Origin of the sequence: Streptomyces sp. M41(2017), from assembly GCF_002078175.1 — a bacterium.
Classification (GTDB): domain Bacteria; phylum Actinomycetota; class Actinomycetes; order Streptomycetales; family Streptomycetaceae; genus Streptomyces.
This window is the reverse complement of record NZ_MWFK01000003.1, coordinates 440,904-459,229: the sequence shown is the minus strand read 5'-3', so window position 1 is coordinate 459,229 and position 18,326 is coordinate 440,904. Positions and strand designations below refer to the sequence as shown.

The 18,326-nt window shown below is 72.3% G+C and carries 23 protein-coding genes; 19 read left to right on the top strand and 4 right to left on the bottom strand.

Annotated features, from left to right (window positions below):
- Positions 1-46: 46 nt before the first annotated feature.
- The 8 genes from B0675_RS38760 to B0675_RS38725 all read left to right on the top strand — a co-directional run bounded on the left by B0675_RS38760 (position 47) and on the right by B0675_RS38725 (position 6,566).
- Positions 47-706: a DUF5134 domain-containing protein gene (locus B0675_RS38760; RefSeq protein WP_081224460.1), complete on the top strand. Its 660-nt coding sequence runs from the start codon at positions 47-49 to the stop codon at positions 704-706.
- Positions 707-1,007: 301 nt separating this feature from the next.
- Positions 1,008-1,274, top strand: coding sequence for a hypothetical protein (locus tag B0675_RS38755; RefSeq protein WP_081224459.1), 267 nt, complete (start codon positions 1,008-1,010; stop codon positions 1,272-1,274).
- Positions 1,274-3,592, top strand: a complete 2,319-nt coding sequence (locus B0675_RS38750) for a heavy metal translocating P-type ATPase (RefSeq protein WP_081224605.1) — start codon at positions 1,274-1,276, stop codon at positions 3,590-3,592. The genes B0675_RS38755 and B0675_RS38750 overlap by 1 nt, the downstream gene beginning before the upstream one ends.
- Positions 3,593-3,600: 8 nt before the next feature.
- Positions 3,601-4,131 carry a copper chaperone PCu(A)C gene (locus B0675_RS38745; RefSeq protein WP_241540181.1) on the top strand — a complete coding sequence of 177 codons (531 nt, stop codon included), beginning with the start codon at positions 3,601-3,603 and terminating at the stop codon, positions 4,129-4,131.
- A 132-nt stretch (positions 4,132-4,263) separates the two neighbouring features.
- Positions 4,264-4,941 (top strand): hypothetical protein, encoded by a 678-nt coding sequence (locus tag B0675_RS38740; protein WP_081224457.1) that lies wholly within the window; start codon positions 4,264-4,266, stop codon positions 4,939-4,941.
- 221 nt (positions 4,942-5,162) lie between these two features.
- Positions 5,163-5,771 (top strand): sigma-70 family RNA polymerase sigma factor, encoded by a 609-nt coding sequence (locus tag B0675_RS38735; RefSeq protein ID WP_081224456.1) that lies wholly within the window; start codon positions 5,163-5,165, stop codon positions 5,769-5,771.
- A 300-nt stretch (positions 5,772-6,071) separates the two neighbouring features.
- Positions 6,072-6,287, top strand: coding sequence for a hypothetical protein (locus B0675_RS38730; protein WP_081224455.1), 216 nt, complete (start codon positions 6,072-6,074; stop codon positions 6,285-6,287).
- 3 nt (positions 6,288-6,290) lie between these two features.
- Positions 6,291-6,566 carry a hypothetical protein gene (locus B0675_RS38725; RefSeq protein WP_081224454.1) on the top strand — a complete coding sequence of 92 codons (276 nt, stop codon included), beginning with the start codon at positions 6,291-6,293 and terminating at the stop codon, positions 6,564-6,566.
- Between the two features lie 141 nt (positions 6,567-6,707).
- Here the strand turns inward: B0675_RS38725 and B0675_RS38720 are convergent, their stop codons facing one another.
- Entirely contained in the window at positions 6,708-7,265 is a 558-nt protein-coding gene (locus tag B0675_RS38720; protein ID WP_081224453.1) for a pyridoxamine 5'-phosphate oxidase family protein, read from the bottom strand.
- Positions 7,266-7,423: 158 nt separating this feature from the next.
- On the opposite strand from B0675_RS38720, the gene B0675_RS38715 reads away from it, so the two are divergent.
- The 6 genes from B0675_RS38715 to B0675_RS38690 all read left to right on the top strand — a co-directional run bounded on the left by B0675_RS38715 (position 7,424) and on the right by B0675_RS38690 (position 13,219).
- Positions 7,424-7,639, top strand: coding sequence for a hypothetical protein (locus B0675_RS38715; protein WP_081224452.1), 216 nt, complete (start codon positions 7,424-7,426; stop codon positions 7,637-7,639).
- 255 nt (positions 7,640-7,894) lie between these two features.
- Complete coding sequence (locus B0675_RS38710) at positions 7,895-8,815, top strand: SGNH/GDSL hydrolase family protein (protein WP_107482991.1); 921 nt, start codon at positions 7,895-7,897, stop codon at positions 8,813-8,815.
- Positions 8,816-8,991: 176 nt separating this feature from the next.
- The gene (locus B0675_RS38705) at positions 8,992-9,312 is read left to right on the top strand and encodes an NIPSNAP family protein (RefSeq protein WP_081224603.1); all 321 of its coding nucleotides are present in this window, start codon (positions 8,992-8,994) and stop codon (positions 9,310-9,312) included.
- A gap of 444 nt (positions 9,313-9,756) precedes the next feature.
- On the top strand, positions 9,757-11,268 hold the full coding sequence (locus B0675_RS38700) for an MFS transporter (RefSeq protein ID WP_081224451.1): 1,512 nt from the start codon (positions 9,757-9,759) through the stop codon (positions 11,266-11,268).
- Positions 11,269-11,505: 237 nt separating this feature from the next.
- Positions 11,506-12,468 (top strand): hypothetical protein, encoded by a 963-nt coding sequence (locus B0675_RS38695; RefSeq protein WP_241540180.1) that lies wholly within the window; start codon positions 11,506-11,508, stop codon positions 12,466-12,468.
- A 133-nt stretch (positions 12,469-12,601) separates the two neighbouring features.
- Positions 12,602-13,219 (top strand): TOPRIM nucleotidyl transferase/hydrolase domain-containing protein, encoded by a 618-nt coding sequence (locus tag B0675_RS38690; protein WP_081224450.1) that lies wholly within the window; start codon positions 12,602-12,604, stop codon positions 13,217-13,219.
- 33 nt (positions 13,220-13,252) lie between these two features.
- Here the strand turns inward: B0675_RS38690 and B0675_RS42335 are convergent, their stop codons facing one another.
- Entirely contained in the window at positions 13,253-13,645 is a 393-nt protein-coding gene (locus B0675_RS42335) for an STAS domain-containing protein (protein ID WP_241540179.1), read from the bottom strand.
- Positions 13,646-13,858: 213 nt separating this feature from the next.
- Here B0675_RS42335 and B0675_RS38680 point away from each other — a divergent pair, with 213 nt between their 5' ends.
- Positions 13,859-14,290, top strand: coding sequence for an ATP-binding protein (locus B0675_RS38680; protein WP_081224448.1), 432 nt, complete (start codon positions 13,859-13,861; stop codon positions 14,288-14,290).
- Positions 14,291-14,421: 131 nt separating this feature from the next.
- Positions 14,422-15,030: a TetR/AcrR family transcriptional regulator gene (locus tag B0675_RS38675; RefSeq protein ID WP_081224447.1), complete on the top strand. Its 609-nt coding sequence runs from the start codon at positions 14,422-14,424 to the stop codon at positions 15,028-15,030.
- Between the two features lie 64 nt (positions 15,031-15,094).
- On the opposite strand, the gene B0675_RS38670 is transcribed toward B0675_RS38675, so the two are convergent.
- On the bottom strand, positions 15,095-15,859 hold the full coding sequence (locus B0675_RS38670; RefSeq protein ID WP_081224601.1) for an SDR family oxidoreductase: 765 nt from the start codon (positions 15,857-15,859) through the stop codon (positions 15,095-15,097).
- 315 nt (positions 15,860-16,174) lie between these two features.
- On the opposite strand from B0675_RS38670, the gene B0675_RS38665 reads away from it, so the two are divergent.
- The 3 genes from B0675_RS38665 to B0675_RS38655 all read left to right on the top strand — a co-directional run bounded on the left by B0675_RS38665 (position 16,175) and on the right by B0675_RS38655 (position 18,170).
- Positions 16,175-16,360, top strand: a complete 186-nt coding sequence (locus tag B0675_RS38665) for a CsbD family protein (RefSeq protein WP_081224446.1) — start codon at positions 16,175-16,177, stop codon at positions 16,358-16,360.
- A 176-nt stretch (positions 16,361-16,536) separates the two neighbouring features.
- Positions 16,537-16,944, top strand: a complete 408-nt coding sequence (locus B0675_RS38660) for a YciI family protein (protein WP_107482984.1) — start codon at positions 16,537-16,539, stop codon at positions 16,942-16,944.
- A gap of 8 nt (positions 16,945-16,952) precedes the next feature.
- A complete protein-coding gene (locus B0675_RS38655) occupies positions 16,953-18,170 on the top strand; it encodes a DUF6596 domain-containing protein (protein WP_081224444.1) in 1,218 nt (405 codons plus the stop codon).
- Here B0675_RS38655 and B0675_RS41665 read toward each other — a convergent pair.
- The gene (locus tag B0675_RS41665; protein ID WP_179165558.1) at positions 18,161-18,316 is read right to left on the bottom strand and encodes a DUF6131 family protein; all 156 of its coding nucleotides are present in this window, start codon (positions 18,314-18,316) and stop codon (positions 18,161-18,163) included. The genes B0675_RS38655 and B0675_RS41665 overlap by 10 nt on opposite strands.
- Positions 18,317-18,326 lie beyond the last annotated feature (10 nt).

Sequence of the window (18,326 nt, the reverse complement as noted above, 5' to 3'; positions counted from 1 at the left end):
CACCCGGACACGACACCGACGCCGTACGGCAGACGGGAGTCGACGCATGATCGCGGCGAGCGGACTGCGCTGGACCCTCACCCTGGTGTTCGCCCTGACGACGGCCCACGGGTTCCGGCGCGCCGTCATACCCGGTGCCACCAGGGCCGATCGCGTGGACCACGCCCTGCACACCGCCATGGGGCTCGCCATGATCGCGATGGTCTGGCCGTGGGGCATGGACCTCGCGGCGGGACCGCAGGTCGTGGTGTTCGTGGCCGGTGCGCTGTGGTTCGTGTGCGCGGCGCCGTTCCGTGGCGGCGAAGGGGCCCGACGCGCGGGGCTGCCCGGCGCGCTGGCCCACGCCGTGCTGATGGGGGCCATGGCCTGGATGGTGACGCTGATGGACTCGGGAGGCATGGGCGACGGGGCCCGGGAAGGCGGTGCCATGCAGGGCATGCCGGGAATGGACATGTCGGGGAGCGCCGGGGCGACCACCATGACACTCACCGACACGGGTCCGAAGGCGGCGGCGGGAGTTCTTGCCCTCGCGTCGGTGGGGCTCGCGCTGTGGTGGCTGACGCAGGCCTTCGACCGGGCCCGGGCCGTTCCCGCGACCGCGACCGCGGCGGGCCCGGTGGCGGGCGGCGGCGAAGCGGCACTGGGGCCCGCGTGTCACGCTGCCATGGCCCTCGGCATGGCGACGATGTTCGTCCTGCTCCTCTGAACCGGCCCGCGGTCACGCGTCGTTGACGCGGGCGGCGGAGATCCGTGAGGGAACCGGATAAGGCGGAGCTCACTCCGGTTGGTGAGCCCGTGTGCGCCGGACGCGTCCGGCACACACGGGCCCACGCGCGATGGCCTGGTCGCACCGGTCGGCGCCGGGCGCGAGACACCCGTGGCGTGTGTGACGCACGTCATAATGCGTCGTCGGAACTCGGTGCCCCTTCCGTCCGACTTCTCAACCGGCGCGGCCGATCAACCGCCGCATGCCGCCCAAGGGTTCGAGACAACCAGGAAGGCCGACCATGGCCGAGGCCCGACAACCGCCCCGCGCCGCGCGAGCGATTCCGCGCACCGGCGTGATTCCGCCCGCGCCGGCCGCCTTCCTGCTGCTGCTCGCGCTGGCGTTCTGGGCGTCGTACGCCGTCGGCTCCGCCGCGGGTCCGGTCGCGCCCGGTCTGCACGGCACGCGGACCGGGGCGGGTACCGGTGACGGGACCGGCGGTGGCGGAGACGACGGGGACGGCGGCATGGAGAACATGCCGGGGACGACCCACGGGCACGGTGGGTGATGACGGCCGAACCGACCACCGCCCTGACGCTCACCGACCTCACCATCGGCGGGATGACCTGCGCGGCCTGCGTCCGTCGCGTGGAGAAGAAGCTCGCCAAGCTCGACGGCGTCACCGCGACCGTCAACCTGGCCACCGGCCGCGCCCGTGTCAGCCACCCCGACGGCGTGGCACCGCACGATCTCGTCACGGCCGTCGAACAGGCCGGCTACGAGGCCGCCCTGCCCGCGCCACCCGTCCGCGAGGACGAACCGGCGGAGCCTGCCGGCTCCGGCCCGAAGGAGGCCGCATCCCGGCGCGAGCGCGAACGACTGCTGGTCACCGCCCTGCTGGCCCTGCCCGTTCTCGTCCTCTCCATGGCTCCGGACCTGCAGTTCCGTAACTGGCAGTGGCTGTGTTTCGCGCTGACCGCCCCGGTCGCCGTGTGGAGCGCCTGGCCGTTCCACGAACGGGCGGTACGAGGGCTGCGGCACGCCGCGGCCACCATGGACACCCTTGTCTCGCTGGGCGTCGTCGCCTCCTTCTCCTGGTCGGCCTACGCCCTGTTCCTCGGGGGAGCGGGTGCCCCCGGCATGCGGATGCCGTTCAGCCTGCTGCCCTCCGCGTCGGACGGGACGGCGCACGTCTACCTGGAAGCGGCGGTGAGCGTCCCGCTGTTCGTGCTCACCGGCCGGTTCCTGGAGGCACGCGCTCGACGAGGCACCGGAGCGGCCCTGCGGTCCCTGGCGGAACTGGCCGCCAAGGAGGTGTCGGTGCGCGACGCGAACGGCGAGCGCTCGATCCCCGTCGAGGCGCTGCGGGTGGACCAGGTGTTCGTCGTGCGCCCCGGTGAGCGGGTCGCCACGGACGGCCGGGTGACGGAGGGCAGTTCCGCCGTGGACCTGTCCCTGGTGACGGGGGAGAGCGAGCCCGTCGAGGTGAGTCCCGGCTCGGCCCTGGTGGGCGGGGCCGTCAACGCCGGCGGTCTGCTCCTCGTACGGGCCACCGCCGTCGGCGCGGACACCCGGCTCGCCCGTATCACCCGGCTGGTGACGGACGCGCAGGCCGGCAAGGCCCGTGCGCAGCGGCTCGCCGACGCGGTGGCCGGCGTCTTCGTGCCGATCGTCCTGACCGTCGCGGTGAGCGTCCTCGGCTTCTGGCTCGGTGCCGGGGCCGACCCGCAGGCCGCCATCACCGCGTGTGTCGCGGTGCTCGTCGTCGCCTGCCCCTGCGCGCTGGGCCTGGCCACCCCCACGGCCCTGATGGCGGCGACCGGCCGAGGAGCCCAACTGGGCGTGCTGGTGAGCGGCCCGCGGACGCTGGAAGCCCTCCAGCACGTGGACACCGTCGTCCTGGACAAGACCGGCACCCTGACGTCCGGTCACATGACCCTCGCCCGGGTGACCGCGACATCCGACGGCATCGGACAGGAGGCCGCGCTCCGGCTGGCGGGGGCGGTGGAACAGGGCTCGGAACACCCCCTGGGCCGGGCCGTCGCCGCGTACGCCCGTCGTGCCGCCGACGGCGCGACCCTTCCGCCCGTCGCGGATTTCACCGCGACTCCGGGACAGGGGGTGCGGGGTCGGGTGGAGGGCCGTACGGTCCAGGTGCGGGTGCCGGAGGGCGAGTTGCCGCCGGGTCTGGCGGACGCCCTCGCGGTCGCGGAGGCCGCGGCGCACACGCCCGTCCTGGTCCTCGTGGACGGCCGGGCCGAGGCGCTCATCGCGGTCGGAGACGTCGTACGGCCCGGCAGCTACCGGGCCGTCGACCGGCTGCGGCGGCTCGGAATCCGCCCGGTCCTCGCCACCGGCGACCGCGAGGGGCCCGCGCGAGCGGTGGCCGAGGCGCTGGGCATCGACGAGGTGCACGCCCGCTGTTCCCCGGAGGACAAGGCCGCTCTGGTCCGCCGGTTGAGAGAGGAGGGCGGACGGGTCGCGGTCGTCGGCGACGGTGTGAACGACGCCGCCGCGCTCGCCTGCGCCGACCTCGGCATCGCGATGGGCGGCGGGACGGACGTGGCGATCGGCGCCGCCGACCTGACCCTCGTCCGCGGGGACATCGAGGCCCTCGGCGACGCGGTGCTGCTCGCCCGGCGCACGCTGCGGACGATCCGGGCCAACCTGGTGTGGGCCTTCGGCTACAACGTCGTCACCGTGCCGCTCGCCATGGTCGGGCTGCTCGATCCCATGGTCGCCGCCGCCGCGATGTCCGCCAGCTCGGTCCTGGTGGTGGGCAACAGCCTGCGCCTGCGCGCCTGGCAGCCCGCCACGGCCCGCCGTGGACACGCCTCCGCCCGCCGCGGCCGAGGACCCCGGCCCGTCGGGGCCGGTGTGCGATGAGAAGCCTGATGCCCCGTCCGACGACCGCCCTCGGAGACGACCGTCGACGCCTGAGGGACGCCGCCCTCGCGGTGCTCGTTCCCGTCGCCGCCTGCAGCGTGACCCTGGCGTTCCTGACGACCTGGGTACGAACCGGCGAGGCGGGCCGGCCCGCGCACGTCACCGTCACCGAGGGACGGTTGCTGATGCCGTCGGCCGGTGTGCCGGAGACCGCGGTGTTCTTCCGCATCGGCAACGACGGCGGCTCGGCCGACCGGCTGGTGAGCGTCACCTCGCCCGACGTCCCGGGCGGTGTCACGCTCTCCCGGCACCGGATGACGGGCGCCGGCGCGGCCTACCGGGAGACGATCGAGTCCGTCGCGGTACCGGAGGGCACGGCCCTCGCGATGTCGCCCGATGGAGTGGATCTCACCGTCACCGCGGGGACCGCCCGATGGCGTCCCGGCGATCTCGTGCCCTTCACCCTCGACTTCCGGCGCGGCGGCAGGATCGAGGTGTTCGCCGTCGTGGTCCGCCCCGGAACGGCCTCGTTCTCGTAGGCGTCCCGGACATACCGCGAGTTCCCTCCGGCCCCTTGTGACATGAGCCACCGTCAGCCCCGTGAGACGGTCCCGCACCCGCCCGCGTACCACCTGATGTCGACCGATCCCGGGTGCGAAGATGGGCGCGTCATGACTGTCGGAGGGTGGTGCCGCACGCTGCGGGCGGGTGTGTTCGCCGCCGCCTGCGTGGTGTTGGCCGCCCTCGGCCACGTGATGATGTCCGGTGCCGCCGTCCCCGGCTGGACCATGGCGGCCGGCGCCGTCGCGACCGCGGGGGCCGGCTGGTTCCTGGCCGGCCGTGAACGCGGCCGCGCGCTGATCGTCACGGTCGTGGTCACCACCCAGGCCGCGCTGCACGAGATGTTCGCACTGGCCGGCCGGCCGACCTCCGCAGCGTCGTCCGCGCGGGCCGACGGGTTGGGCACGGACATGGGGCCGATGGACATGAGCCGCATGGACATGGGGTCCATGGGCGGCATGGCACACGGCACGGGCGGTGCGCCGCACGCGCACACCATGGTCGGCATGGGCGGGAGCGCCCTCGGCATGCCGGCCGCCCACCTCCTCGCCGCGGCCCTGTGCGGACTGTGGCTCGCGTACGGCGAGCGCGCCGTCTTCCGTCTCCTGCGGGCCGCGGCCGCCCGACTGGCCGCCCCCTTGCGGATGCTGCTGGCGCTGCCTGTGCCGGGCGGCCGGCCACCGGTCCGCGCGCGCCGCACCCCCGCGCCGCGGGCCTCCCTCGCCCGCTTCCTTCTCTGCTACGCCGTCACCTCCCGGGGACCGCCCGTGGGCACCGCTGTCGCCTGAGACAGCCGGATCCACCGGGGCTCACCCCTGCTCGACGTCCTCCGCCCTCCCCTGTGGCGGAGTTCCCTGACGGCCCGCGCACCGCGTCCGTCACGTTCGTCGAACGCGGGCCACGAGCTCCGGGCATCGCCGTACCCGTCGCGTACGGCGCACCCCATGGGCCGGGGCGCCACGTCTCATCACGGGACGTCGGCCCCGGATGACCTCGAGAAGGACATCACGTGATCACTTCTGTCCTGCCCGCTCCCCGCGTCACGTCGCGTGCCGCGGCGGACGCCTCCGCCACCGCCTGGGCACTGGCCGCGCGCGACGGAGACCCCCACGCCGCCGACCACTTCGTCCGCGCGCTGCACGGCGACGTACTGCGCTACGTCGCCCATCTCAGCGGCGACCCCCAGATCGCACAGGACCTGGCGCAGGAGACCTTCGTCCGGGCCTTCGCCGGCCTGCCTCGCTTCGAGGGGCGGGCCTCGGCGCGCACCTGGCTGCTGTCCATCGCGCGCCGCACGGTCGCCGACAGTTTCCGCCGTGCTGCCGCGCGGCCCCGGCAGGCCGACACCCACGACTGGCAGGCGGTCATGGAACGCGCACAGCCCTGCGGTCTCCCCGGCTTCGACGACGGTGTCGCGCTGCTCGACCTGCTGGAGGCGCTGCCCGACGAACGCCGTGAGGCGTTCGTGCTGACGCGGATCGTGGGCCTCTCCTACGACGACGCGGCCCGTTTCATCGGCTGCCCCATCGGCACGGTGCGCTCCCGGGTGGGACGGGCCCGGGCCACCCTCGAACGCCTTCTCGCCGAGGCGGACTGCCCCGCCGTCACGGCCGCATGACGTGAGAGCCGGCGCCTCCTCGCGGGGGCGCCGGCCGTCGGTCGGACCCTGGCTCCGCGTGGGGTGCCCGAGGCCGCACACCCTCCCCAGGTGGTCGCCCGGCCGACCGGTCCGGTTCCCGTACGGCACGGGGGAGCGGAAGCACCGGGGGTGAACGGGCGCATGGGCGCGGCCGACCGTGCTCCCGGCGCCCCGCACGGCGGCGCGTGCCGCCGTGGGCTCCGGGTATGCCCAGGGCAGCCACAGGCCCCAGGTGATCGACGCACCCGCGGCCGCGAGCCCTGCGAAAGGGAGTTGACGATGAGTGACCTCACCGGCCTGGAGCCCCTGGCGACGTTCTGCGGGAACTGCGACTGCGGCTGCCCGCAGCTGTTCGTCGACCCGGGTGCCCCGGCGGAGCGCCGGGTGCTGCTCACCGACGACTTCGGTCAGCGGGTCCAGATGAGCGTCGACCAGTTCGCCTCCCTGGTGGAGGAGGCGAAGGCCGGAAAACTGGACGGCATCGCCACCGCCTGACCGATGGCGTTCACGGGGCGGGGGACCGAGACGCCGGGGTGGCCCTGGGGCGAGCAGCCCGCACGGCGGACCGCGCGAAACAGGAGCGGCACCGGCATCGCCTGGCCGGTGCCGGCCGCCACCGTGGCGGTGCTGGCCGGCGGCTACGGCCGGCCGGGCGCGGTGATCGCGGGCACCGCGGGAGCCGTGACCGGTGGCTTGCTCGGGCTGCTGGTCAGCGGAGCGCTCCTGCTCCTCGTGGACCGCGTGACGTCAGTCCCCGGACGACCCGCGCCATGAGGTCCCGCGCACCGGCGTCCCGCGTCCCGAGGTCCGGGCGTCCTGCTCCGTGCCGACCGATGGTCATCCTCCTCACGCGACTGACCCGGCCCGCTTCGGGATTCCGGGACGACAGGGGATCGGAGCCGTCACAAGGGCCGCTCAGAACGACCATCGGGTGTGGGTGAACACCCCGTCGTCCCGGCCGAAGCCGTACGCCGTCGACGGTGCCACCGCGAACACCGCCACGTCCCCCTTGCGGAACGCGTCGCTCATGCCGTGGAAGGTGCCCTCCGGCGAGGTGATGTGCGCTCCGTACTTGCCCTCGTACGCGATGATCACCTCTTCGAGAACCGCCGGATCGGCGACCCGTTCCGCCGTGCCCTCGATCACGAGGTCGAGCCCTTCGGCGAGCGAGTTCGTCCCGGTGGTCAGCGCGCAGTGCCCGTGGTGGGCGAGGTTCTTGGCCTTCTGCTCGGCCGGGCCGGTGGAGAAGTACAGCACCCCTTCGTGCCAGGCGGCTATCACGGGGGTGACGTGCAGCCGGCCGTCGGGCCGCACCGTCGACAACCAGAAGATCTCGGCGGCACCCAGCTCGCGCCGTGCCTCGGCCCAGTCGGTGGCGACGACCTCCTCGGCACCCGGGCGCGGGTTGAGCGCGGAGCTGTACCGGGCGTCGAGCTCGGTGACGGGCTGCTGTGCGGGTTCCTGCGTCGGCATGGGAACTCCTTTCCTCTCTCCCATAACGACCGATCTCCCCGACCGAACTCATCGCCGCGCCCGTCCCTGGGCCGCGGTGCACCCGATCGGACGCCGGGCGACCGCCGGGCGCCGCCACTCCGGATGCGCGCCGTCCCCGGCGCCCGCACCCTGGGTGCATGTCCAGCGATCAGCCCGTCGTCGTCTACCCGCCCACCGCGGACGGCGGCCGAAGAGTGCGCCTCCACCAGGGCTTCGTCGGGATGGCCTACACGTTCCTCGACATCGCCGAGTTCCTGCGCCGGGCCGGCATGGAGGACATCGAGGCCTCCGACGTCAGGACCGCCGACTGGATCGAGTGGCGGGGCGGCGGGCCCGGGGTCTGGGACCACTGACGCGGACCGGTCACGACAGGTGACCGTGGCCCGACGCGCACGTGTGCCAGGACGTCACCCCGCCGGACTCCTGCGTACCCTTGCGCGAGCCGAGTTCGCCCGACCGCTGGTCTAACGGCCTACTGGCCGGTATACAGGCGGGGTTGAGTCCGCCGGGCACGAGCCGCCGAGCGGCCCGGTGCCGTCGAACGATCCATGCGCCGTGGCCGCCGTTGCCCGATCCGTGGACTGTCAGGGCTTCAGGGGAGGGGCATGATGTTGCAACGGACGCGTCCGGGCGAGGCCATATCGAAGCGCCGCACCGCCATGGCGCTTGCGGTACTGAGCAGTTGCGCGCTCACCGTCGGCGCCACGGGAACGGCCTCCGCCACGGCGGGGGAGCACCACGGAACACCCCGCTCCAACTATGTGGCGCTGGGCGACTCCTACACCTCGGGACCGCTGATCCCCACACAGGTGGACGCCAACTGCGCCCGGTCCGACCACAACTACCCCTCGATCACGGCGAACCAGCGCAAGGTCACGTCGTTCACGGATGTCAGCTGCGGCGGTGCGACGACCGCCGAGATGTGGCAGGCGCAGGGAACCAACGGACCCCAACTCGACGCGGTGAAGCGGGACACCGACCTCGTGACCGTGCAGATCGGCGGCAACGACGTCGGCTTCGGCTCGATCATCGGCACCTGCGCCGGTCTCAGCGCGAAGGACCTGGCGGGCAATCCCTGTCAGCAGTACTACGGGGCGGCGGGCTACGACCAGTTGACGCTGAAGATCCTCCAGACGGCACCCAAGGTCGCGCGTGTGCTGAGGGCGGTGCACGACAAGGCACCGCACGCGCGCGTGGTCGTCGTCGGTTACCCGGACCTGCTTCCCGACGACGGCACCGGCTGCTACCCGACCGTCCCGTTCGCCGCGAAGGACTTCCCGTACCTGCGCGACACCGAGAAGCACCTCAACATCATGCTGCGCGCGGTGGCACTGCTGAACCGGGCCGACTACGTGGACACGTACGGCCCGACGGTGGGCCACGACATGTGCAAGGCGCCGGCCGACCGCTGGATCGAGCCGCTGCGTCCGACCGAGCCGGCCGCTCCGGCCCACCCCAACGCCAAGGGCGAGGAGGCCATGGCCCAGGCCCTGATGAAGACGCTCGCCCGGGGCGCCGGACACCGCTGATCCGCTCATTCTCCGCGACCGGCAGGTCGAAGGGGTGTGTACGGCACAGGGTGCGAAATCCGGCGTCCGTCCCGACCCGGGGCGGACGCCGGACGGTGCCCACAGCGCACGTACAGCCGGGACGAGTGAGGCCCTCGGGCGGAAGGGCTCGTCGGCGGCCAGGCAGTATGAGCGGCATGATCACTGTTCACCTGAAGTACGAGATCGACCCCGACCGCCTCGACGACTTCGAGGAGTACGGCCGCCGCTGGATCACCCTCGTCAACCGGTTCGGCGGCACGCACCACGGCTACTTCCTGCCCAGCGAGGGCGACAGCGACATCGCCTACGCCCTGTTCTCCTTCCCGGACCTGGCCCGCTACGAGCGCTACCGGACGGACAGCGCGACCGACCCCGAATGCCAGGAAGCCTTCGAACTGGCCCGCCGGACGCGGTGCATCAAGCGCTACGAACGCCGCTTCCTGCGTCCTCTGGACCCCGAGCCCACCGCGGACTAGCGCGACCCGGCCGGGCGGTTGGCGGATTCCGGTGGGGTCGTCCTCCGCCGGGCGGAGTCGCAGCGGCGTCCACCCAGGCCCGCCGCCCCGTCGGCCGGATCGCGATCGCGAACTCGGACGCCGAGGCGTTCGGCTACACCCATGCCGCCTTCGACGCGGCGGTCCGGGCGGTGGCACACCTCCTGTGACCCGCGGGTGAGAGGGGTCCCGTGCGCGGAGAACGGCACGGGACCTGTTCACGCCGTCGCTGTCCTGCGCGAGAACCGAAGTGCTCCCTGCCTGTTTACGTGCCGCTCCCGGGGTAGGTGCGATCTTCGCGGCGGGTTGCCGTGCGGTGGGGAAGTGTCTGCCGCAGTATTCGCAGGAGTGAAAAGCACGGAAGAGGGTGGCGGTGTGGGCGAGTCAGCGTCCGGAGGCAGGTCCGGTCGTCCCAGCCCGGTTCGGATGTCGAAAGCGGTGGGCCGGCTGCCACGGCAGGTGCGTGAGGACCTCACCCGCCGGCTGCGCCGCAACAAGCGGGCCTTCCGGAAGGACGACGTACAGGTCGTCGAAGGGCCGCTGCTGCGCCGGGCGGTCGGGGCCTCCGCGCTGGGCAACTGCATGGAGTGGTTCGACTTCGGCGTCTACAGCTATCTGGCCGCCACGATCGGCAAGGTCTTCTTTCCCGGTGCGTCGCCGGGCGCACAGGTCGTCTCGTCGTTCGCCACGTTCGCGGCGGCCTTCGTCGTCCGTCCCCTGGGCGGTCTCGTCTTCGGCCCGCTGGGCGACCGCCTCGGCCGGCAGAAGGTGCTCGCCACCACCATGATCATGATGGCGCTGGGCACCTTCGTCATCGGCCTCATCCCGAGCTACGCGACGATCGGCATCGCCGCGCCCATCCTGCTGCTCCTCGCCCGGATGGTGCAGGGCTTCTCCACCGGCGGCGAGTACGGCGGCGCCACCACGTTCGTCGCCGAGTACTCGCCCGACCGGCGCCGCGGGTTCCTCTCCAGCTGGCTCGACTTCGGCACCTTCGTCGGCTACGCGCTCGGCTCCGCCCTCGTCACCGTCCTGAACCTCGCGCTCACCGACGACCAGATGATCGCGTGGGGATGGCGGCTGCCGTTCCTGATCGCCGGCCCGCTCGGCGTGATCGGCCTGTACATGCGACTCAAGCTGGAGGAGTCTCCGGCGTTCCAGCAGCAGCTCGACGAACACGACAAGAGCCTCGCCCAGGAGTCCGCGGGCACCGAGTTCAAGTCCATCATCAAGGACCACTGGCGTCCGCTGCTGATCTGCATGGGCCTGGTGCTGCTGTACAACGTCACCAACTACATGGTGACCGGCTTCCTGCCCACCTATCAGACGGAGACGCTGAACCGTTCCAGCAGCCGCGCCGACCTCCTGGTGCTGATCGGCATGGTCTGGATCGTCGTCCTCATCACGTTCATCGGGCGTCTCAGCGACCGCGTCGGCAGGCGCCCGATCTACGGGTTCTCCGCCGTCGCCATGATCCTGCTCGCCGTCCCGGCCTTCGAGCTGATCAAGATGGACGGCTTCTGGCCGCCGCTCTGCGGGGTGTTGATCCTGGCCACGCTGCTGGCGTTCTTCGCGGCGCCCAGTGCCGCGACCCTGCCCGCGTTGTTCCCGACGGCCATCCGGTACGCGGCGATGGGCATCGGCTTCAACTTCGCCGTGGCGGCCTTCGGCGGCACCACCCCGCTCGTCACCGAGGCACTCGTGAACGTCACCGGCAACGACCTCGTGCCCGCCTACTACCTGATGGTCGCCGGCGTGATCGGGCTGGTGACCGTGAAGTTCATGCCGGAGAGCGCCCAGGTGCCCCTCGACGGATCGCAGCCCATGGTCGGCTCCCGCGAGGAACGGCAGGAGCTGATCACCACGTCGAAGGAGCTGTACCAGGTCTCGGCCGGGCAGGCCGACGGCGACGACAGTCCGGCGACCCCTCTGGCGTGACCCCCTCGGCCGTGCGCCGGTCGGCCGAGCGGGCGACAGGCCCGGGATGCGGGGCGGCGGAGGGGAAGGCATCGATCATGCGGCCCACCGTGCGGCCGCAGTTGCCGCGCGGGCTCCCGGCACTTCCCGGGTGCCCCCTCGTCGTACCGGCCCTGCCGACGTACGTCCTGGCGACGGCAAGCGTCTCCGCAGACGGGCCCGGCGACGCGCCGGCCGTCGAGAACAGATGGGTGCACCGTGAAGCGCACGACAGCGGAACAAGGGACACGCGAGGCCTCGCCCACCGACGGTCGCACCCGGCGCTGGGCCCGCCGGCTGGCGGCCGCCACAGGGGTCCTCGCCCTGTGTGCCCTGCCGGTCGGACCGGCCGGCGCGACAGCGGCGGGCACGGAGAAGGAGAGCCCCCGCCCGCCCGACAGGCCGGCGCTGTACGTGTCCGACTACGGCAACAACCGGGTGGTCCGGCTCCCGGCCGGCGGGGGAGACCAGACCACCGTCCCGCTCGACGGCCTGGTCCGCCCCACCGGTCTGGCCTTCGGCACCCACCGCACCCTCTACGTCTCCGACACGGGCAACAACAGAGTGCTGAAGCTCGCCGTGAACGGCGGGGAGCAGTCCACCGTCCCGACCGCCGACCTGTCACGCCCTCTCGGCCTCGCCGTCGACGCTCCCGGCAACCTCTTCATCGCCGACAGCTTCAACGACCGCGTCGTGAAGGTGCCCGCGGACGGCAGCGGCCAGACGACCGTCCCCACCACCGGTCTCCTGCACCCCTGGGGCCTGGCACTGGCGAAGGGCGGCGACCTGTACGTCTCCGACTTCGTCAACGACCGGGTGGTCAAGGTGGCCGCGAACGGCGGCGGCCAGACCACGGTTCCCACCGACGGCCTGTCCCAGCCCACCGGACTGGCCCTGAACGCGGCCGGTGACGTCTTCATCGCGGACAGCGGGAACAACCGCGTCGTGAAGGTGTCCGCGCGCGGTGGCGCGCAGACCACGGTGCGGACCGACGGCCTGAGTGACCCGCTGGGCCTCGCCCTCGACGGCCGCGGCGGCCTCTACGTCGCCGACGGGTTCAACAACCGCGTGGTCCGTGTCCGGGAGACGGGCGGCGGGCAGGTCACCGTCCCCTCGACGGGCCTCAACACGCCGACCGGTCTCGCGTTCCCGCCGGCGGGAACGCATCCGGGCCGACCCTGAACGGTGTCATGGCGGCCGACCACGGTCCGGGCGGGGAATCGAGGCTCGGGCATGGTCCTCGATCGGCCCGTCCGGGCGGCGGCCCCGCGGAAATTGCGTACCGCCGGCGACGCGAAGGGCGCACACTCGTCCCGTGACCGACATGGGGGCGTTCCGGGAAGCCGTCACCGCGTGGGCGGCCGGGGGCCCCTGTGACGAGGCGCGCGAGTGGGCGGAGCGGCTGTCCGTCAGGACCGTCGTCCTGCTCGAGGGGCTGAGCGATGTCGCGGCCGTCGACGCGCTGGCGGCGATCCGGGGGCGGGATCTGGCAGCCGAGGGAGTCTGTGTCCTGTCCATGGGCGGGGCCATGAGCGTCGGTCGTTTCGCCCGCCTCCTCGGCCCGCCCGGCCTGGGCCTGCGCCTCACAGGGCTGTGCGACGAGGCGGAGCGCGGCTACTTCGCCCGCGCCTTCGAGGCGGCGGGCGCGGGGCGACAGGGCATCTTCGTCTGCGCGGCGGATCTGGAGGACGAGCTGATCCGCGCGCTCGGCGTGCCGCGGGTGGAGGAGCTCGTCCGGGCGGAAGGCGACCGGCGTCCCCTGGTCACCTTCCTGCGGCAGCCCGCGCAGCGGGACCGCGCCGCCCACCAGCGGCTGCGCCGCTTCTTCGGCACGAAGTCGGGACGCAAGATCCAGTACGGCCGCGTCCTCGTCGAGGCCCTCGATCCCGACCGCGTCCCCGCCCCTCTCGACGACCTGTTCACCAGCCTCTGACCGCTCCGGGCCCCTCGGCTCCCCGGGATCCGGTCAGTCGGCCGTGTCGGTCGCGTCGTCCGTGTCGTGCAGGGCCTCCTGGACCGTGGCGTAGCAGGAGATGACGGTGTCGACGCCGACGAGCTGCAGAACGCGCAGCACCGTCTGCTGCGGGGCGGCGAGGCGCAGCCAGCCCCGCGCCTCCTCGGACGCCCGGTGGGCGACGATGAGGATGTTGATCCCGCTGGAGTCCATGAACGTGACGTCGCTGAGGTCGGCGACGGTCCGGGGTGTCTCCCCGTCCGCAGCCGGGAGCAGGGCTTCGCCGAGGAGACCGCGGCTGTTGTGGTCGATCTCGCCGTGCAGGGCGACGATCCGGACGCCGTCCGCCGTGGAGAAGTCCACGGACAGGCGACTGTCCTGTGCTGTTTTATCGGTCTCTGTCACCGTTTCCTCGACTGCGCTCGCTTTGGGCCGGGACGTACGTTGATGGCCACCCCGATGGTACGGAGCTGAGCATCCTCCTGGTTCATGCCCGGGGCCAAGGGTGTGTAATGCAAGTGGGCGGGTACACGCACCAGGCGCTGTACACGGGGTCGAAAGTTGAATGCATTGGGGCCGGTTCCCGGAAATGAAGACGATGAGGTGCCAGGTGCACCGGTGTTGCGGCAGACCGTCGCGTTGGACGGTGAGGGAGGCAGTATTGCCGAAGCCCGCCATCTGACGGCGGCTTTTCTTGCCCGAGCGCAGGCGGATCTCGGCCTGCCGGTCTCGGCGCGCGCTCTCGGCATGGCGCAATTGGTGGTGAGCGAGCTGGTCACCAACGCCCGCAAGTACGCTCCCGGCCCTGTTCTCATGGAACTGCGCATCGCCGAGTCGATGGTGGACGTCGTGGTGTGGGACAGCGACCCGGTGCTGCCGGTGGCGCGGGCGGCCGATCCGGACCGTGTCGGGCAGCACGGCCTGGAGATCGTGAAGGCCGTGGCCGACAGCTTCGAGGTGCAGCGCGAGTCGGTGGGCAAGCGGATCACGGCACGCATCGCGCTGCGGGACGTGCCCGGCGGAGACCTGGTGGACCGCCCCCTCGCTTAGCGGGTGGGGTCACGGTGGGTGCGCGGCGGGCGGCGTGCCGCGGACCGTGACCGGCCCGTCGGCGACGGCGGCTGCGGGTACGCGTCGGCCCGTACAATGGACCAGGTGGTCCATTCGTCGGAGGTAGACGCATGCGCGGTGAGCTGACGGCCAAGGGAAAGGCGACCCGGAGCCGGATCGTCGAAGGCGCCGCCGAGGTGCTGCGGGAGAAGGGGGTCGCCTCGGCCACCCTGGACGACGTGATGGCGCGGACCCGCTCCAGTAAGAGCCAGCTCTTCCACTACTTCCCGACGGGCAAGGACGAGCTCCTCGTCGCGGTTGCCCGGTTCGAGGCGGAGCAGGTCCTGGAGGACCAGGAGCCCTATCTCAGCTGCCTCGACTCGTGGGACGCCTGGAACCGGTGGCGGGACGTGGTGGTCAGGCGGTACGAGGAGCAGGGGGACCAGTGCCCGCTCGGGTCGCTCTTCCTCCAGATCGGACGTTCGACTCCGGGGACGCGCGCGATCGTGATCGAGCTGATGCGGCGCTGGCAGGAGAGCCTCGCGGCCGGCGTCAGGGCGCTCCAGGCGGCCGGCAGCCTGCCCGCCGACGTCGATGTCGACCGGCGGGCCGCGTCGCTGCTGGCCGCGATCCAGGGAGGCGTGTCCATCCTGCTGTCCACGGGAGAGTCCACCCATCTGCGCGCCGCTCTCGACCAGGGCATCGACGACCTGAGGCACGCGGGCCGCGCCGCGGAGTGACCTGCCTGCCGTCGGCCGACGGGACCGCTCCGCGTCGGCGGCGTCGAGTCGTGCGCGCGGAAGGTCAGGCGGCGATGACGGCGGCAGTCGTGCGGCCGCCGTCCACGTCGAGCACGATGCCGTGCACGAAGGCGGACTCGTCGGCCGCCAGGTACACGGCCGCATTCGCGATGTCCTCGGGGGTTCCCATCCGGTTCGCGGGAGTGCCCTTCATCATGACCTCGGCGGGATGCTCCTCACCCGGGACCGACTCCAGCACCACGCCGGGCGAGATGGCGTTCACGCGGACACCCTGCGGCCCGAACTCCGCCGCCCAGGCCCGGGTCAGCGTCTCCACGGCTCCCTTGGTGGAGCTGTAGAGGGCGCCGATCGGAATGCCGAGGCGGGCGATCCAGGAACCCAGGTTGATGATCGAACCGCCACCGGCCTCCACCATGGCGGGAGCGACGGCCGCCGTCAGGAAGAACGGCGCCTTCACGTTCACCGCGTAGACCTGGTCGAAGGTCTTCTCGTCGGTCGCCGTCGTGGAGTCGGCGGGGTAGATGCCGGCGTTGTTGACCAGGATGTCGATCCGGCCGCCCAGGATCCGCGTCGCCTCCTCGGCCAGGGCGCGCGAGGCCGCGGCACTCCCGTCCAGCTCCGCGCGCACGAAGTCCGCCCGCCCGCCGCGTGCGCGGATCCCCTCGACGACCTCCTCGCCCCGCTCGGCGCTCCGGCCGGAGACGGCTACGTGCGCCCCCTGGGCGGCGAAGGCCTCCGCGATCGCCCGCCCGATGTTGCTGGTCGCTCCGGTCACCAGGGCGGTCCTGCCCTCAAGCCGCATCGACATGATCCACTCCATCGCGTTCGTTCTCACCATGAACCCGGACGGCCGAACGGCTCAGCGCCTTCGTCCGAACGAGGCCCCGACATCCAGGGCACTCGCGTCAACGTACGACTCGGAAAATGGACCGGCAAGTCCAGACTGGAAAGGCCGTGGCCAGGCCGAATGCCGGCCCGCGTCGGGGACGGGGCGCCGGATGCGGCGCCGCCGGCGCGGAGACGGCGGCGTCCGGGGCGGCGGGCCGGGCGGCCCGCTCCGGATGCGAGGTCCCCGGACCCTCCCTAGCGTGGCTCGCGTACCACCCCCAACCAAGGAGTGATCATGGGCAAGAGTTCCATGGACAAGGCCAAGGGCAAGGCCAAGGAAATGGTCGGCAAGGCCACCGGCAACGACCGCATGCAGGCCGAGGGCAAGACCGACCAGGCCAAGGGCAACGTCCGTGACGTCGCCGAGAAGGCCCAGGACAAGGCCGCCGGCGCCCGCGACTCACTCCGCGACGAGCGATAGTCGGCACCACCCGCGGACCGAAGGGCGCCCCTCGACCAGGATCGAGGGGCGCTCTTTTGTCGGCTCTGCCGGCCGAGGGGGAAGTTCCGGCCCGGCGATGTCGAGAACCCGTGGTCTGCTCCGTCCCAGCCGTGACTGCGGCCAGAATGGGTCGCACCAGAACGGAGGAGAGCGCGATGGCCAAGTACCTGTTGCTCAAGCACTACCGCGGCGCCCCGGCCCCGGCCAACGACGTACCGATGTCCGAATGGACTCCCGAGGAGATCTCGGCGCACGTGCAGTACATGAACGACTTCGCCGCACGGCTGGAGACGACCGGGGAGTTCGTCGACTCGCAGGCACTCGCCCCCGAGGGGACGTTCGTGCGGTACGACGGAGAGGGCCGACCGCCGGTCACCGACGGCCCGTTCGCCGAGACCAAGGACGTCATCGCCGGCTGGATGATCATCGACGTCGACTCCTACGACCGCGCCGTCGAACTGGCCGGCGAACTGTCGGCGGCACCGGGAGCAGGCGGAAAGCCCATCCACGAGTGGCTGGAGCTGCGCCCCTTCCTGGGTGTGCACCCCACCGTCACGGAGTGACCGGAGAGATGGACGAGCTCCAGATCCGGAGCCTCACCCCCGGGGTGCTCGGCATCCTCGTCCGCCGCGGAGCCGACTTCGCGGCGGCCGAGGACGCCGTGCAGGACGCCCTGATCGAGGCGGTCCGCGTCTGGCCGGCCGATCCGCCGAGGGACCCCAAGGGCTGGCTGGTCACCGTGGCCTGGCGCAAGTTCCTCGACGCGACCCGGGCGGACACCGCCCGTCGTCGGCGCGAGGAGACCGTCGACGAGGAACCGGCGCCCGGCACCGTGCCCGCCGTGGACGACACGCTCCAGCTCTACTTCCTGTGCGCGCACCCCTCGCTGACGCCGTCGTCCGCGGTCGCGCTGACCCTGCGGGCCGTCGGCGGCCTGACCACCCGCCAGATCGCCCGGGCCTACCTCGTCCCCGAGGCGACCATGGCCCAGCGCATCAGCCGGGCCAAGCGCACCGTCTCGGGCGTCCGGTTCGACCAGCCCGGCGACGTCGCCACCGTGCTGCGCGTCCTCTATCTGGTCTTCAACGAGGGCTACTCGGGAGACGTGGACCTCGTCGCCGAGGCCATCCGTCTCACCCGGCAGCTCGCAGCGGCCATCGACCATCCCGAGGTGGCGGGCCTGCTCGCCCTCATGCTGCTCCACCACGCCCGACGCGCCGCCCGCACCACGGCCGACGGCGGCATCGTGACCCTCGCCGAACAGGACCGCGCCCGCTGGGACACCACGATGATCGCCGAGGGGATCGGGATCCTCCAGTTCGCCCTCGCCCGTGACCGGCTGGGTGAGTATCAGGCGCAGGCCGCCATCGCGGCTCTCCACGCGGACGCGCGGACGGCGGACGAGACGGACTGGGTGCAGATCGTCGAGTGGTACGACGAACTCGCCCGGCTGACCGACAGCCCCGTCGTCCGCCTCAACCGCGCGGTCGCCGTCGGAGAGGCCGACGGCCCCCGAGCGGGTCTGGCGGCACTCGCACGCCTCGACGACACGCTTCCGCGCCACACCGCCGTGGCCGCCTATCTCCATGAACGCGACGGCGCTCCGGAGACGGCGGCACGGTTGTACACCGAGGCGGCCCGCCAGGCGACGAACCTCGCCGAGCGTGACCATCTGACCCGTCAGGCCGCCCGCCTCAACGGGGTGGGGGCTCGCGGTCGCTCAGCGGACCCGGCGGGCGACGCGGACGACCACGGTCACGATCGAACAGGCGGCCCCCGTCACCAGTAGTGGCGACGCCCGCCGACCTCACGGCCCACCGCTCCCAGGATCCAGAGCAGGGCACCGACGGCCACCAGGATGACGCCGATGGTCCACAGGATCCCGATTCCGGCCACGAGACCGACGACGAGCAGAATGACTCCAAGGATGATCATGGCGTCCTCC